The sequence below is a fragment of the Oceanobacter sp. ABM4_470 genome (assembly GCF_056158645.1).
Window position 1 is genome coordinate 773,379 of the sequence record NZ_JBSWTR010000001.1, and the last position, 15,774, is coordinate 789,152.

General features: G+C 54.8%; 14 protein-coding genes. 10 read left to right on the plus strand and 4 right to left on the minus strand.

Annotated elements, in window-relative coordinates:
• On the plus strand, positions 1 to 1,092 hold the full coding sequence (locus tag ACXADJ_RS03400) for an AraC family transcriptional regulator (RefSeq protein ID WP_475063096.1): 1,092 nt from the start codon (positions 1 to 3) through the stop codon (positions 1,090 to 1,092).
• Positions 1,093 to 1,106: 14 nt separating this feature from the next.
• On the opposite strand, the gene ACXADJ_RS03405 is transcribed toward ACXADJ_RS03400, so the two are convergent.
• A complete protein-coding gene (locus tag ACXADJ_RS03405; RefSeq protein ID WP_475063099.1) occupies positions 1,107 to 1,967 on the minus strand; it encodes a M48 family metallopeptidase in 861 nt (286 codons plus the stop codon).
• Between the two features lie 232 nt (positions 1,968 to 2,199).
• Here ACXADJ_RS03405 and ACXADJ_RS03410 point away from each other — a divergent pair, with 232 nt between their 5' ends.
• Positions 2,200 to 3,570 (plus strand): DEAD/DEAH box helicase, encoded by a 1,371-nt coding sequence (locus ACXADJ_RS03410; protein ID WP_475063103.1) that lies wholly within the window; start codon positions 2,200 to 2,202, stop codon positions 3,568 to 3,570.
• 221 nt (positions 3,571 to 3,791) lie between these two features.
• On the opposite strand, the gene ACXADJ_RS03415 is transcribed toward ACXADJ_RS03410, so the two are convergent.
• From ACXADJ_RS03415 to map, 3 genes are all read right to left on the minus strand, one after another.
• Entirely contained in the window at positions 3,792 to 4,625 is an 834-nt protein-coding gene (locus tag ACXADJ_RS03415; RefSeq protein WP_475063105.1) for a pirin family protein, read from the minus strand.
• 99 nt (positions 4,626 to 4,724) lie between these two features.
• The gene (gene glnD / locus ACXADJ_RS03420) at positions 4,725 to 7,433 is read right to left on the minus strand and encodes a [protein-PII] uridylyltransferase (RefSeq protein WP_475063107.1); all 2,709 of its coding nucleotides are present in this window, start codon (positions 7,431 to 7,433) and stop codon (positions 4,725 to 4,727) included.
• A complete protein-coding gene (gene map, locus ACXADJ_RS03425; RefSeq protein ID WP_028294413.1) occupies positions 7,433 to 8,212 on the minus strand; it encodes a type I methionyl aminopeptidase in 780 nt (259 codons plus the stop codon). The genes glnD and map overlap by 1 nt, the downstream gene beginning before the upstream one ends.
• 299 nt (positions 8,213 to 8,511) lie before the next feature.
• Here map and rpsB point away from each other — a divergent pair, with 299 nt between their 5' ends.
• From rpsB to rseP, 8 genes are all read left to right on the plus strand, one after another.
• Positions 8,512 to 9,267: a 30S ribosomal protein S2 gene (rpsB, locus tag ACXADJ_RS03430; RefSeq protein ID WP_028294412.1), complete on the plus strand. Its 756-nt coding sequence runs from the start codon at positions 8,512 to 8,514 to the stop codon at positions 9,265 to 9,267.
• Between the two features lie 87 nt (positions 9,268 to 9,354).
• Positions 9,355 to 10,209 (plus strand): translation elongation factor Ts, encoded by an 855-nt coding sequence (gene tsf, locus ACXADJ_RS03435; RefSeq protein WP_475063111.1) that lies wholly within the window; start codon positions 9,355 to 9,357, stop codon positions 10,207 to 10,209.
• A gap of 93 nt (positions 10,210 to 10,302) precedes the next feature.
• Positions 10,303 to 11,037 (plus strand): UMP kinase, encoded by a 735-nt coding sequence (gene pyrH, locus ACXADJ_RS03440; RefSeq protein WP_028294410.1) that lies wholly within the window; start codon positions 10,303 to 10,305, stop codon positions 11,035 to 11,037.
• Between the two features lie 2 nt (positions 11,038 to 11,039).
• Positions 11,040 to 11,597 carry a ribosome recycling factor gene (gene frr, locus ACXADJ_RS03445; protein ID WP_475063115.1) on the plus strand — a complete coding sequence of 186 codons (558 nt, stop codon included), beginning with the start codon at positions 11,040 to 11,042 and terminating at the stop codon, positions 11,595 to 11,597.
• 9 nt (positions 11,598 to 11,606) lie between these two features.
• Complete coding sequence (uppS, locus tag ACXADJ_RS03450; RefSeq protein WP_475063117.1) at positions 11,607 to 12,374, plus strand: polyprenyl diphosphate synthase; 768 nt, start codon at positions 11,607 to 11,609, stop codon at positions 12,372 to 12,374.
• Complete coding sequence (locus ACXADJ_RS03455; protein ID WP_475063119.1) at positions 12,367 to 13,212, plus strand: phosphatidate cytidylyltransferase; 846 nt, start codon at positions 12,367 to 12,369, stop codon at positions 13,210 to 13,212. The genes uppS and ACXADJ_RS03455 overlap by 8 nt, the downstream gene beginning before the upstream one ends.
• Entirely contained in the window at positions 13,212 to 14,417 is a 1,206-nt protein-coding gene (gene ispC / locus ACXADJ_RS03460; RefSeq protein WP_475068117.1) for a 1-deoxy-D-xylulose-5-phosphate reductoisomerase, read from the plus strand. Before ACXADJ_RS03455 ends, ispC begins: the two co-directional genes overlap by 1 nt.
• A complete protein-coding gene (gene rseP / locus ACXADJ_RS03465; RefSeq protein WP_475063123.1) occupies positions 14,414 to 15,754 on the plus strand; it encodes an RIP metalloprotease RseP in 1,341 nt (446 codons plus the stop codon). The genes ispC and rseP overlap by 4 nt, the downstream gene beginning before the upstream one ends.
• Positions 15,755 to 15,774 lie beyond the last annotated feature (20 nt).

Here is a 15,774-nt window from a genome sequence, read left to right on the forward strand (position 1 = left end):
ATGACGCGGACTGCATGGAGCCAGCGTTATGGATCTGACCGTATGGAGTTGAGCTATGGATGGTACGAAAGCGATGACAAGCTGTTCGCCGCTCATCATCATCCTGCCTTGTTGATCGATCTGTTACGTTCGCGGGATGTTTGCAGCCACAAGATTTTGCGTGGCACGGGCCTGTTTTACGACGATATTCTCAAGGGCCAGTCGCGGATATCGGAATCCCAGGGGTTGGGGCTGGTGGCCAACGCCAACAAGCTGAATACCGAGGCCGAATTGTCATTTCGCTGGGGCTCCAGCTGGTGGCCAGGCCACTACGGCGCGGCCAGCAGCTTGTTGGGCAACGCCGGCAATTTGAATGAGGCGCTCGACGCTTTACAACAATATCGCTCGTTACTGACGCCCTGGATTATCCCTCATGTGGTGGTGGATGATCGCTATTGCTACGTGTACTGGCTGAATGTGTCGGGCAGTGGTGCCGAACGTTTTCTGGTGGAAGCGGCCATGAGTGCGCTGACGTCGTATAGCCGTTGGATGAGCGACAGCCGTTTGCCCTGGAAATTTGGCTTCAGTTATTCCTGCCCGCCCCATGAAGAACAATACCGGGTGAATCTGGGTAATGAGTTGTGGTTCAACCTGGGCGTGGATGTGATGTTTATCGACAAGCGCTGGCTCAATGCCCGTTGGCCAAGAGGGTCGGCGACGGCGTTTCAGGTAGCTCGGGCAGAGTGCGTTGCACAGATCGATTTCCCGGAAATGTCACTGCCGGAATACGTCTACCGCACCTTGCTTAAGCAAATTCAGCAGCCCTTCAATCTGCCAGACATGGCCGAGCAGCTGGGGATGAGTCCGGCGACGCTGAAGCGAAAGTTGGGCAAACACGGCAGCAGCTTTCAGCGTTTGCAGGATATGGCGCGGTTACAAATGAGTTTGTACTTGCTGCATGTGTGCGGCTGGAATAACGAGCAGGTGGCAGCCCATTTGAACTTTAACGATGCCACCAACTTCCGTCGTGCTTTCAAACGCTGGGCAGGGGTAACGCCCAGCGACTCTCGCAATCAGTTCAACCTGTTTGGTAATGACCTGATCACGGGATGAACGCGTTTATCTGATCAGTCCAGCTGGCCCAGGTCGGTCACCATGGTGACTGGATAGACGGCTGCTTTGGTCATGGACGGATTCAATGCGCGCATTTTGGTGCCCAGATTGCCAAGGGTTTTGGCTCGGTTCTTTGGTGATGGGTGCGTACTCAGGAACTCAGGCGTGCTGCCACCGGCGGCTTGTTGCATTTTCTTCCACAGGCTCACGGCTGCTTCTGGCTGGTAACCGGCACGGGCGGCCAGTTCAATACCAATTTCATCTGCTTCGGTTTCGGCGGTGCGGCTGTTTGGCAGTTGCAGGGCGTACTTGGCGGCCAATGCCGTGCCCGTCAGGGCAATGCCGTTCTGGTCGGTGGCTGATGCGGTTGCCGCCAGACCCGCGTTAATCAGAACCGCACGGGACATTTGCTCGGCAGTGTGGTTGGCCAGCGCGTGAGAAATTTCATGGCCCATGATCTGGGCAATTTCGTCGTCGTTCAAATCCAGCTGATTGATGATGCCGGTGTAAATGGCCATGCGGCCGCCCGCCATGCACCAGGCATTGAGGGTTTCCGGATCGTCGATCACGGCAACGCTCCATTCCCAATCGGCGGTTTTCGGGAATTTGGCAACCGCTTCGGTGACCAGGCGGCCAGTGATGGTTTGAATGCGCTTCAGCTGCTTGGCGTCGGTCACCAGCTGGTCGCTTTGTTTCAGTTCGGTCACGGTGGAAACGTAAGCGCTTTTGGATTGGCTAATGGCTTCATCCGGCGATACCACCATGATTTGTGAGCGGCCGGTTGGGCTTGTTGCGCAGCCAGCCAGCAGGGCGGCGCTGAGGCATGCGGTGAGCATGGCCGGTTTGGTGATTTTGCGGGTGTTGTTCAGCAGCATGTGTGAATTCCGGTTTCTGTTAAAAGCGTTTCGGTCTGGATTTAAGCCGCAGTTTAATCGTATTTGGCATGCACTTTAATGGCTTGATTGCATTGGGTGATTCGCGGGCTAGGTGAATCAGACATCAGAGTCAGAAGCTGGTTAGCGTTATTCAGAAGGTGCCCGTCAGCTTTTACCCTATCCTTGTCATGAGACTGTTATACTCCGCGCAAATTCACCATGAGGCTTTTCTGTGTTTACTGAATTATCACTTAACCAACGTTTGTTAGTGGGACTGGAGCAGTTGTCGATCGACACGCCGACGGATGTTCAGCAAGCTGTGATCCCGCTGGCAATGGCGGGCAAGGACGTTCAGGTGTGCGCGGAAACCGGCAGTGGTAAAACCCTGGCCTATTTGCTGCCCGCCATGCATGCCATGCTGGAGCAGCCAGCCCCAAATTCGGCAACCCGCATGCTGGTGCTGCTGCCAACCCGTGAGCTGGCGCAGCAGGTGTTCAAGGTGGCAGAGCATTTCTGCAAGCTGGTGAACCTCAATGTTGGCCTGCTGACTGGCGGTCAGGAATTCAAGTATCAGTCAGCGGTATTGCGTAAAAACCCTGAGATTGTGGTTGCTACACCAGGTCGTCTGGTCGATCACCTGAAGCGTGAAAGCTGCGACTTGAGCGATCTGGAATTCCTGATTCTGGACGAAGCTGACCGCATGCTGGACATGGGCTTCGCCGAAGACATGGATATTATTCGTGCGGCCTGCCGTGACGAGCGTCAAACCATGCTGCTGTCGGCCACCTTACGCCACGAGGGTGTGCGCCGTATTGCCACCAAGTTGTTGCAGTCGCCAGAAGAGGTGACCACTCGCGCGATTCAGGACCAGCACGAAAACATTGTGCAGCAGCGTATTCTGGCGGATGACAATCCACATAAGGATCGGCTGCTGGTGTGGCTGCTGGCCAATGAAAGTTTCGACAAGGCCATTGTGTTTGTGAACAAGCGGGTGGAAGCGGATCGCTTGTTTGAGTTCATCCGTCGTCACCGCGAAGGCGTCGCCGTTTTGCACGGTGAGATGACCCAGGATGAACGCAAGTACGTGATGCAACAGGTGCGTGTGGGCAAGCGTCCGATTCTGGTGGCGACCGATGTCGCTGCGCGCGGTCTGGACGTGGAAGGCATGGATCTGGTGATTAACTACGATCTGGCTCGCAAGGGCGACGAATACGTTCACCGTATTGGGCGTACTGGTCGTGCCGGTCGTGATGGCAAGGCCATCAGCCTGATTGCTCCGAACGAGTGGAACCTGAAGGCGGCGATTGAGCGTTACCTCAACGTTGAGATGGAATCTCGCAAGGTTCCGGGTCTGGAAGGCAATTACAAGGGCCCGAAAAAGGTCAAGGCGTCTGGCAAGGCGGCCAGCTCGGTCAAGCGCAAGAAGAAACCTGCGGGTAAGGGCACTGGAAAAGGCCCGGCGGGCAAATCTGCGAGCCCGAAGAAGCGTAATGGCCCACGTCCATCCCGTCCGGGTGGTTCACGTGCAGATCGCAGCAATCTGATGGATGGCGAAGGTTTTGCGCCAATTCGCAAGAAGAAGCAGAGTGCTTCCGATAGCTGATGCAGCGCTTGTGAATGTCATAAAAAGCCACTCAGTTGAGTGGCTTTTTTGTTGGGCGGCGTTTTGAAAGTTGTTACAAGCGTTCAAAACTCGCCTGCTTACAGCTGTTAACTGCTGATGTTTCAATTTAGCTGTCACGGCTTCCGTTGCTAAAGCCCCGGATACCGAGTCTTGGCTACCTGGTCTCAGGCGCCGAGCTTCAGTTTCCGAGGAACAAAGCTTTAGTTCCCAAACCGTCCGGCGTTGTAGTCCTGAATCGCCTGTTGAATCTCTTCGACACTGTTCATCACGAACGGACCATAGTGCACCACTGGCTCTTTTAATGGCATACCTGTCAGCAACAGCAGGCGGGTGTGTTCTTCCACTTCGAGGGTGATTTCACCATTCTGCGGCTGTAGCACGACCAGTGCCTTGCCTTGTTTCAGGCCTTTCAGGTTGCCGTCGTAGGTAAATGCCATCACTTGCTTGCCATGTTCAATGGGCAGAGTCAGCGATTGGCCAACCTGCATTTCAACATCGGCAATGCCAGCCTGAGCCGCCATTTTGTTCAGCGGAGCAGTGAACTGCTCGCCATCAATACTCCAGTGACCAGCAATCAGTTTGAGGTTGGCACCGGATTGGCTTTGTACATTTACCAGCTCTTCTGCCGGTACGTCGCGGTAATCCGGGTCTTTCATCTTTTCGCTGGCAGGCAGGTTGATCCACAGCTGGAAACCATGCAAACCGTTCATTTCCAGTGACGGCATTTCTGAATGAATGACCCCGCGGCCTGCCGACATCCACTGTGCACCACCGCTGTGAATCATGCCGCGGTTGCCCATATGGTCACGGTGTTCGAGGCCGCCCTGACGGAGGTAGGTTAGGGTTTCCATGCCGCGGTGTGGATGTGGAGGGAAGCCACCAACGTAGTCTTTTTGGTCGTCGGAGCGCAGCTCGTCGATCATCAGAAACGGGTCCGACAGGGATTCGTTAAACAACGCCACGCGCTGGATTTTGACGCCATCACCGTCGGATGTGTGTTGGGCAGGAATCAGTTTTTTGTAGGGCAGAGTCATAAGCACCTCCTTTGAATACAAGCATCATAGGAGGTGTTTGGTTTCGAAAAAACCGGATTAATTCGACCGATTTTGGTGAAAAATTCGAAAGGTTTCGGGTTACACCTGAGTCTGGGCTTCGACCTGTTCGTCGAGGCCGGTTTCCAGTGCCTGCTGAAGGATCATGCAGGTGTCCGGGTCGGAATAGGGCTCGCCGTATTGGTCAACGATGTAGAAAATATCCGACACCCGTTCACCTTCGGTCAGCAGCTTGGCCCCCTGAATCTGGGCGCCAAAGTCCGAGAATATGGCACCCACACGGGCCAGCAGGCCGGGGCGGTCGGCGGCGGTCACTTCCAGTACAGTGCGGTGCATGAACGGGTCGTTGCTCATGGTGACTTGGGTCGGTACCGGGAAGTACTTCAGCATTCGTGGTGTGCGGCGCTGAATGATGGTGGAGTAGTCTTCCGGATCATCGAGGGCTTCGATCAGTGCGATACGAATTTCTTCCAGCCGATTGCGGTCTTCCACCGGGTGGTCGTTTTCGTCCAGCACAATGTAGGTGTCCATGACGTTGTTGTCGGTTTCCGACGTCATGATACGAGCATCCTGAATGTTCAGGTTGAGCTGGTCGAGGGTGGCTGTGGTCACCGCAAACAGGTCGATCTGGTCTTTCATGTAAATGAAAATCTGGGTGGCCCCTTCCAGATCACGGTCCGACGTCTGGCGAATACTGACCAGCGGATCGGTGCTGTTGCCGTGCTGGTGGATGGCGTAGGTGTGCCATACCACGTTGTCTAGGTTCTCGCGCAGGAAGTAGTCATCTCCGGCATGGCCCCAGATGCTACGCACTTCGTCGGCATCCAGCCCTTTTTGTTGCAGCAGTTCGATGGCGTCCTGCTGGATTTCCTCGATGTAGGATTCTTTATTGATCGGATTGGCCAAGCCGCGACGCAGCGCTTGCTGGGTGTTGCGGTACAGCTCTCGCATTTGTTCCGCACGCCAGCTGGTCCACAGCTTCGGGTTGGTGGTCACCATGTCGGCGACGGTAATCAGATACAGCAAGTCCAGATGGTATTGGTCGCCCATGTCCCGGGCAAACTGATGAATATCATCCGGGTTGTTGAGGTCCAGCCGCTGGGCGGCGTGGGACATGGTCAGGTGGTTGGCAATCAGCCAGCTGACCATGTGGGTATCGGTTGGCTTGAGGTTGTGCTGACGACAGAAGTTCTGGGCAATGGTCTCGCCATTGGCGCAGTGGTCGCCTTCAACGCTCTTGCCGGTGTCGTGCAGCAATGAAGCCAGATAAATCACTTCGCGGCGCTGCACTTTATGGATCAGCTTTGAGGCCAGCGGGTATTGTTCGCGCTGCTCTGAGAAGCGCAGCTGGCGCAGGAAGCGAACCATACGGAAGCTGTGATCGTCGACCGTGTGAATGTGCAGCAGGTCGTGTTCCATCATGCCAATGATGTGGCCAAACTCAGGAATATAGCGGCCAAGAATGCCGTAGCGCATCATCCGTGACAGCTCGCGCACTACGTGATCCTTGTTGCGCATCAACTCCATAAAACAGGCGTTGTGTACCGGGTTGGTGCGGTATTCAAAATCGATCAGATGGCGGTTGTCACGCAGCGCGCGAATGGTATCGGAGTGCACACCCAGAATGTCGTTGCCCTGGCGGTCCTTGAGCTTGGCGCAGAGGGTGAATACTTGCAGCAACCAGATGGGCTCGCGGGCGAATAACTGTGGATCGAGTACCTGTAAGTAGCCGTTTTGCAGCACGAAATGTTCGTTCACCGGCTCCGGTTCAGCCTGCTGTTGCTCTTTCATGAAGTCTTCATTGAAGTGCATCAGCAACAGATCGCACAGCTCGGTGGTGGCCAGCTGGTTGCGATAGAAACGAGTCATGAAGCGTTCAACGCCGAGCCGCTCGTTATCGTCTTCAAAGCCAAGCAGCTGCGCTACTTCCCGTTGCAGGTCGAACAGCAAGCGGTCTTCCTCGCGCTCGGCCAGCATGTGCAGGGCGTAACGCACCTGCCACAGAAAATGCAGGCTGCTGGTCAGGCGTTTTTGCTCAAATTCGGTCAGAAAGCCGCGTTCCTGCAAGCTTTCCAGTGAGCCATCGCCAAAAAAGCGCGAGGTTACCCAGCTGACGGTCTGGATGTCGCGCAGGGTTCCCGGGGAATTTTTGACGTTGGGTTCGAGGTTGTATTCGGGGTCGTTGTGCTTGTCGTGGCGGTTATCCAGTTCTTTCCATTTTTCCTTGAAGAACTGATTGGCCGGCCACATGTCCGGCTCCTGCACAATGTCCTGCAACGCATCAAACAAGCGGTTATCGCCGGCAAGCGGGCGACTCTCCAGCATGTTGGTGATGATGGTCAGATCCTTGACGGCTTCGTTGCGGCAGTCGTCCAGGGTGCGAACGCTGTGGCCAATGTCGAGACGGGTATCCCACAGGGTGGTGATGAACCCCTGCAAGTCGGCGCTGTGTTTTTCAATGGCGGCTTCGTCGCGGCACAGCAACAAGACGTCGATATCGGAGTGACGGTGCAACTCACCCCGGCCATAACCGCCAACGGCGATCAGGGTGAGGTCGTCGGTATCGAGCTTGTGTTTGTGCCAGAGGGCGGCCAACAAGGCATCAATTTGAGCGGAGCGGAAGTGGACGGGAGGAAGGGCATCGAGGGTGGCGCGGAAATAGTCGTCGGCGGCTTGTTGGGTTTCTTTCAGAAAACTTCGCACCACCGGCAGTGGTGCGGGAGCATCTGCAAGGCGCGCCAGCAAGGTATCTCGCTGAACCGGGACTAATTCCGTTACCACTGCTGTCATTATTCCGTCCAGTACTTCTCTTCTTTACGGGCTGTGAGAATTTCAACGCCGGTGGCGGTCACCGCCAGGGTGTGTTCCCACTGGGCAGACGGTTTGCGGTCTTTGGTAACCACGGTCCAGCCGTCCTTCATCAGTTTGTTGAAGCGGGTACCCATATTGATCATGGGTTCAATGGTGAAGGTCATGCCTTCTTTCAGGGTCACACCGGTGCCAGCACGGCCGTAGTGCAATACCTGCGGTTCTTCGTGGAAGACCTTGCCAATGCCGTGGCCGCAGTATTCACGGACAACGGAATAATGATTGGCTTCGGCGTGCTTCTGAATCGCGGCGCCAATGTCGCCCAGTTGAACGCCGGGTTTCACCATGTCGATGCCAATGTACAGACATTCCTGGGTGATTTCGACCAGACGCTTGATGGCAGGAGTGGGTTCGCCCACAAAAAACATCTTGCTGGTGTCGCCGTGGTATTCGTCCTTGATGACGGTGATATCGATGTTAATGATATCGCCCTTCTTGAGGATCTTGTCGTCGCTTGGAATGCCGTGGCAAATCACCTGGTTGATCGAGGTACAGATGGACTTCGGAAAACCGTTGTAATTCAGCGGAGCAGGAATCGCCCCTTGCTTGTTGACGATGTAGTCGTGGCAGATGCGATCCAGTTCGCCGGTGGAGACCCCGGGGACAACATAGGGCTCGATCATTTCCAGCACCTCGGCGGCCAGTCGGCCAGCGATGCGCATTTTCTCTATTTCTTCTGCCGTTTTGATAGATACAGTCATGTAGGAACGAATAAGTCAGTTTGATAAGCCCGCCATTGTATCGGGAGTTGGCCAACGGGTGAACAGAGATTAATTGTAATCAATCGTGATTGTGGCAATGTCTTTGCTGGCAACGCTTGCGGGAAAGTGGTATAAAGCGCGCGCTGAAATCCGTGTACGGACGAGCAAGCAATTGACTCGCACCGGCACATTAAAACACACACGTACTGCAACGGTGGTCCGGGGTGCTGATTCTGCCTGGCAGGAACAGTCGGTTCACTGGGTACGTGGAGGCCTAACCCAATCATAAGGTAAAGAAAATGGCACAAGTAAATATGCGTGACCTGCTGAAAGCAGGTGTTCACTTCGGTCACCAGACCCGTTACTGGAACCCAAAGATGGGTCGTTACATCTTTGGTGCTCGTAACAAGATTCACATCATCAACCTGGAGCACACTGTACCTGCGATGAACGCAGCTCTGGCTCAGATTGAAGGTGTTGCTGCCCGTAATAACAAGGTTCTGCTGGTTGGCACCAAGCGCGCTGCTGGCAAGATCGTTAAAGAGCAGGCTGAGCGTTGTGGTATGCCTTTCGTGGCACACCGTTGGTTGGGCGGCATGCTGACCAACTACAAAACCATTCGTCAGTCTATCCGTCGTCTGCGTGACCTCGAAGCGCAACAATCCGATGGTACTTTCGAGCAGCTGACCAAGAAAGAAGCCCTGATGCGTAGCCGTGAAATGGAGAAGCTGGAACGCTCCATCGGTGGTATCAAGGAAATGGGTGGTCTGCCAGACATGATCTTCGTGATCGACGTTGACCACGAGCGCATCGCTATCCAGGAAGCCAACAAGCTGGGTATCCCGGTTGTAGGTATCGTTGATACCAACTCCAACCCAGACGGCATCGACTACGTTATCCCAGGTAACGACGATGCTATCCGCGCTATCCAGATCTACGCTTCCGCTGTTGCTGACGCGGTACTGGAAGGCAAGCAGCAGAACGGTCCAGCTGCTGGTGAGTTTGTTGAAGAAGCCGCTGCAGAATCTTCCTCTGAAGAAGCTGCTGCCGAGTAATTCGACTCTCAGCGCGCGAAAAAGGGGGCTTGCCCCCTTTTTTTAAAGAAAGAATTTGTAGATAAGTAATTTTTGAGGATTGGGATTATGGCGGGTGTATCTGCTGCTCTGGTAAAAGAACTGCGTGAACGTACTGGTCTGGGCATGCTGGAGTGTAAAAAAGCTCTGGTTGCTAACGACGGTGACATCGACAAGGCAATTGAAGACCTGCGTAAGAACTCTGGTCTGAAAGCTGCCAAGAAAGCTGATCGTACTGCTGCCGAAGGCAAGCTGCGCATCATCACTCAGGACGGTGTGGCTTTCGTTGTTGAAGTTAACTCCGAAACCGACTTCGCCGCTGGCGATGCCAACTTCGCTGCTTTCGCTGATCAGGTTGTTGCCAAACTGGCTGAAACCCGCGAAACCGACGTTGCCAAGCTGATGGAAGGTGAGCTGGAAGAAGCTCGTATGGGTCTGGTTCAGAAGATCGGTGAAAACATCACTGTTCGTCGTCCAGCCGTGATCGAATCTGACGTTGTTGGTGCTTACCTGCACTCCAACGGTAAAGTTGGCTGTGTTGTTGCTCTGAAAGGCGGCAACGAAGAGCTGGCTAAAGACATCGCTATGCACGTTACTGCGTCCAACCCACGCGTTGTACGTCCAGAAGACATGCCTGCTGATGTTGTAGAAGCTGAAAAAGACATCATCAAGGCCCAGCCTGATATGGAAGGCAAGCCTGAAGCCATCGTTGAAAAAATGATGGGTGGCCGTATCAACAAGTTCCTGAAAGAGAACAGCCTGGTTGAACAGCCATTTGTTAAAAACCCTGATCAGACTGTTGGTCAGCTGGCCAAAGCTGCTGATGCCGAAATCGTTACTTTCATCCGTCTGGAAGTAGGTGAAGGCATTGAAGTTGCAGAAGTAGACTTCGCTGCTGAAGTAGCTGCTCAGCTGAACGGCTGATTTTATTCGGGGCAGGCTTGTCCCTGTCCCAATATTCCATATGCCGGGGTTTCCCGGCATATTTGTATCCGAATTACGCTCACGGAGTCGATCATGTCCAAACACCAAAGCCCTAAATACAAACGCATTCTTCTGAAACTGAGTGGCGAGGCCCTGATGGGCGAACTCGATTTCGGTATTGACCCCAAGGTGCTCGATCGCATGGCGCTCGAAATTGGTCAACTGAAGGGCATTGGCGTACAGGTCGGTCTGGTGATCGGTGGTGGTAACCTGTTCCGTGGCAAGCAGCTGAGCGAAGCGGGCCTGGATCGCGTTGCTGGCGACCATATGGGCATGCTGGCGACTGTAATGAACGCGCTGGCCATGCGTGATGCGTTGGAACGTGCCAACATCACCACCCGTGTGATGTCTGCCATTCCAATGAGCGGTGTGGTTGATCACTACGATCGTCGTAGCGCCATCCGCGCGCTGGAGCAGGGTGATGTGGTTATTTTCTCTGCCGGTACCGGCAACCCGTTCTTCACAACCGACTCTGCGGCCTGTTTGCGTGGTATTGAGATCAATGCCGACGTGGTAATGAAAGCCACCAACGTCGATGGTGTGTATACTTCGGATCCGAAAAAAGACCCGACCGCCACCAAGTACGACAGCCTGACCTATCAGGAAGTACTGGAGAAGCAGCTGGGCGTGATGGATCTCACGGCGATTTGTCTGGCGCGAGACCACAGCATGCCACTGCGCGTATACGATATGAATGAAATGGGAGTGCTGGCCCGTCTGGTTACTGGCGGCAGTGACGGTACTCTGATTGTTAGTGAGGAAAACTGAGCATGATCGAAGAAATCAAGCAAGACGCCGACGAACGTATGCAGAAGAGCATTGGCGCTCTGTTGGAAGCTTTCAAGCGTGTCCGTACCGGCCGTGCCAATCCAGCCATCCTGAATAACATCAAGGTAGATTACTACGGTACCGAGACTCCGGTTGCCCAGGCTGCCAACATCATCGTTGAAGACGGCCGTACACTGGCGATCAACCCTTGGGAAAAGAACATGGTGCAGGTTATTGAACGCGCCATTCTGAAATCCGATCTGGGTCTGAATCCGAACACCTCCGGCGACACCATTCGTCTGGCCATGCCAATGCTGACTGAAGAAACCCGTAAGGATTTCATCAAGCAAGCCCGTGCGGAAGCGGAAAAGGGCCGTGTCTCTATCCGTAACATCCGTCGTGATGCCAACAGCAGCATCAAGGATCTTCTGAAAGAGAAAATGATCTCTGAAGACGAAGAGCGCGGCGGTGAAGATCAGATCCAGAAACTGACCGATAAGTACATTGCTCAGGTTGAAGAGCATCTGGCTCAGAAAGAAAAGGACCTCATGGAGGTCTGATCAGTCCGGATGTCTACCAGTATCAATGATCAGGGTGCAGCTCAGGGCTGCGCCCCCCGGCACGTTGCCATCATCATGGATGGCAACAACCGCTGGGCCAAAAAACGCCTGATGCCAGGCATCGCTGGCCACAAGGCTGGCGTTGACGCGGTGAAAAAAGTGGTTGAGCAGTCTGCCCGTGAAGGGGTAGAAGTGCTGACTCTTTTTGCTTTCTCCAGTGAAAACTGGCGCCGCCCTGCCAACGAGGTCTCTGCCCTGATGCAGCTGTTTACCATTGCGCTTGAGCGTGAGGTGAAACGCTTGCATCGCAACAATCTGAAATTGATTGTGATGGGTGACAAGACCGGATTCTCTGAACGTATCCAGAAGCTGATTCGTGACGCCGAAACGCTCACGGCCAATAACACCGGCCTGACGCTGGTTGTTGCTGCCAATTATGGCGGTCAGTGGGACATTGCCCAGGCCTGTAAACAGGTTGCATTGGCGGTACGTGACGGCTCGCTGGACCCTGAATCCATCGACGAGCAGACCATTCATCGCTACACCTGGCTGAATGAACTGCCTGCCCCGGATCTGATGATTCGGACCGGTGGAGAACAGCGAATCAGTAACTTCATGCTGTGGCAAGCCGCCTACAGTGAACTTTATTTCAGTCCCGTTTTCTGGCCTGACTTCAAGGAAGACGAATATCGCAAGGCGCTGGATGCTTTTTATTCCAGAACCCGACGCTTTGGCCGAACGGACGACCAGTTGAAGGAATCTGCTGGCAGTGTTTAAACAGCGTGTCATCACCGCTCTGGTGCTTGCTCCCTTGATGATCATCGGCATTTTCTTCTTGCCGCTGAAACAATTCGCCATTTTTATCGCCGCTATTGCGACGCTCGGAGCCTGGGAATGGGCCAATATCGCCGGCTATGAACGGCGCTGGGGCCGTGTTGGCTACGCCTTTCTGGTGTTTGTGTGCTTGTACATAACCGCCAGAGCCTACTACTTCATCCCTGAGGTGGTGGTCTATTTCCTCACCGTCGGAGCCTTCTGGTGGGTGATCGCCTTTGCTTTGGTTCGCCACTACCCTCAAGGAACCTCGCTTTGGACCTCGCGGCCGATCCGGGCCATCCTCGGCTTGTGTGTGTTGCTGCCCATGTGGGTTGGCTTTATGCATCTGAAAATGCAGCCGCACAGCTCATTGCTGATTGTGTTCGTCATGCTGATTGTCTGGGGCGCCGATACCGGTGCTTATTTTGCGGGCAAGAAGTGGGGCAACAGCAAACTGGCGCCAAACGTCAGTCCAGGCAAGTCCTGGGCTGGTTTCTGGGGTGGTCTGCTGACCTCCGCGGTGGTGGCCTTGCTGTTCGGTCTGGGACTGGATCGCTGGTTGCAGCCAATGAGCCAGGCCGACTACGTGCAAATGGTGGTGATTGCCATGGTGACCATGGTGGTATCTGTACTGGGCGATCTGGTCGAAAGCATGATGAAACGTCACCGCGGCATCAAGGACAGCTCCTCGCTGTTGCCGGGTCATGGTGGTGTGTTGGACCGCATCGACAGTATGGCGGCCGCTGTACCTGTCTTCGCCTTGTGCATCTATTTGCTTGATTGGGGATTTGCCAAGTGATCAGGAACGTCACCGTGCTGGGGTCGACCGGTTCCATTGGTTGTAGCACGCTGGATGTGATTGCTCGTCACCCGGACAAATACCGCGCCTTTGCCCTGACGGCCTCCAGCAGCGCTGAGAAAATGGCCGAGCAGGTACTGCAGTTCGAGCCGGTCTTTGCGGTGATGGCCAATGAAGAGGCGGCGGCCAGGCTTAAAGCCTTGCTGCCTGCCGATCATGCAACGCAGGTGCTGGCCGGCGCTGATAACCTTGCCATGGTGTCGCGTCATGACGAGGTGCATCAGGTGATGGCGGCCATTGTTGGTGCAGCAGGTTTACTGCCAACACTGGCGGCGGCGGAGGCGGGCAAACGGGTGTTGCTGGCCAACAAGGAAGCGCTGGTCATGGCGGGGCCGCTGTTTATGCAGGCAGTGCGTGATGGCGGTGCTGAGCTGCTGCCCATCGACAGTGAGCACAACGCCATTTTTCAGTCGATGCCCGTGGCTTACTCGGGAGACTTCTCCCAACACGGTATTCGCAAGATTTTGCTGACAGCCTCCGGTGGTCCGTTTCGGGGTTGGGCGGCAGACAAACTGGATGCTGTTACCCCCGCACAAGCGGTGGCGCATCCCAATTGGTCAATGGGGCAGAAGATATCGGTTGATTCTGCCACCTTGATGAACAAGGGCCTTGAATTGATTGAGGCTTGTTTTCTGTTTAACTGTGCGGCCAATGACGTGCAGGTGGTGGTTCACCCGCAAAGCGTGATTCACAGCATGGTGCAATACAACGACGGTTCGGTGATTGCTGAACTGGGGCAGCCCGATATGCGCACCCCGATTGCCTATGGCATGGCGTGGCCTGAGCGTATCGAGGCGGGTGTGGCATCGTTGGATCTGTTTGAGATTGCCCGACTTGATTTCGAACCTGCCGATGAGGTGACCTTCCCAGCATTGGCGCTTGCCCGTCAGGCGTTTGAAACCGGCATGACCATGCCCGCGGTGCTGAATGCGGCCAATGAAGTGGCGGTGGATGCATTTTTGCGGGAACAAATTGCCTTTACTGACATTCCAAGGCTGGTTCAGTCGGTCATGGCCGAGCACGTGCCGGTGGCTATTGGTCATTTGGACACCGTGTTGGCGGCCGACGAGTGGGCGCGTGAGACGGCCAATCGGCTGCTCGCCAAAGACTTTCCGAACGCTGGTTTGAATGAGGTAGGTTCGTGACAATCCTGTGGTTTATCGTCGCCATCAGCCTGTTGGTGGTGGTGCATGAATACGGCCATTTCTGGGCTGCTCGTCGCTGTGGCGTCAAGGTGCTGAGATTTTCCGTCGGTTTCGGTAAACCCCTGTTTGAGGTCAAGGACAAACTGGGCACGGCCTACTCGGTGGCCCCTTTGCCGCTGGGTGGCTACGTCAAAATGCTCGACGAGCGTGAAACCCCGGTGGCCGATAACCTGCGTCACGAAAGCTTCAATTCCAAAACCGTCGCCCAGCGCAATTTCATTGCGGCTGCGGGTCCCTTCGCAAACTTTATTTTCACCATTGTGGTGTATTGGCTGTTGTACGCCATCGGCACCACGGGTGTGATTTCGCAAATTGGTGACGTTACCCCAGACTCGGTTGCCTGGCAGGCCGGTGTGCAGTCTGGTGATCGCATTGTTGCGGTCGACGGCCATGAAACCTCAACCTGGGAAGACGTTAACTGGCGTTTGATCGACCATCTGGGCGAGACCGGCCAGATCGAGCTTTCGCTGCAAGACAGCAACCGCATTGTGCGAGACGTCAGTCTGCCGATTGAAAACTGGCAGTCAGACACCGATCAGCCAGACCTGATGGGCAGCCTCGGGTTTCAGCCTCGTCGTCTGGAAGTACCGGCTCTGATTGGTTCGGTGGTTGAAGGCAGTGCTGCCGAGCAAGCCGGTCTGCAAGTGGGCGACAAGGTGGTTGCTGTTGATGGCGAAGATGTAAAGGATTGGTTTGATTGGGTCAGGATTGTTCAGCAAAGCCCGGGGCAAACCCTGCTGACTACTGTTCAGCGCGATGGCGGTACCATCGAATTGCAGCTGACGCCGGGCTCCCGCGAACAGGCTGATGGCGAAGTTACTGGCTTTGCCGGCGTCGGTACGGTTCAGCCGGAAGTGCCGTCTTCATGGCTCAGTACCAGCTCTCTGGACCCCTTCTCGGCGTTTCTGAAAGCTTGCTCAAAAACGTGGGATCTTATTGTTTTTACTCTGGAATCTCTCTGGAAAATGCTGGCTGGGGATCTCTCGGTAAAGAACTTGAGTGGCCCAATCACCATTGCTAAAGTAGCCGGCGCTTCGGCGTCGGGTGGGGTTGAATCCTTTGTTCAATTCCTCGCCTTGCTGAGTGTTTCGCTTGGCGTTCTCAATCTGCTGCCAGTGCCTATGCTGGATGGCGGTCATATTGTGTTCAATACGATTGAGGGCATCATTGGCAAGCCGGTACCGGAACGGGTGCAGGCGGTTGCCATGCAGGTAGGGATTTTTCTGCTGTTCAGTCTGATGGCAGTGGCTTTCTACAACGATATTGGTCGGCTCTGATCCCTCGGGGCCTCGAAACT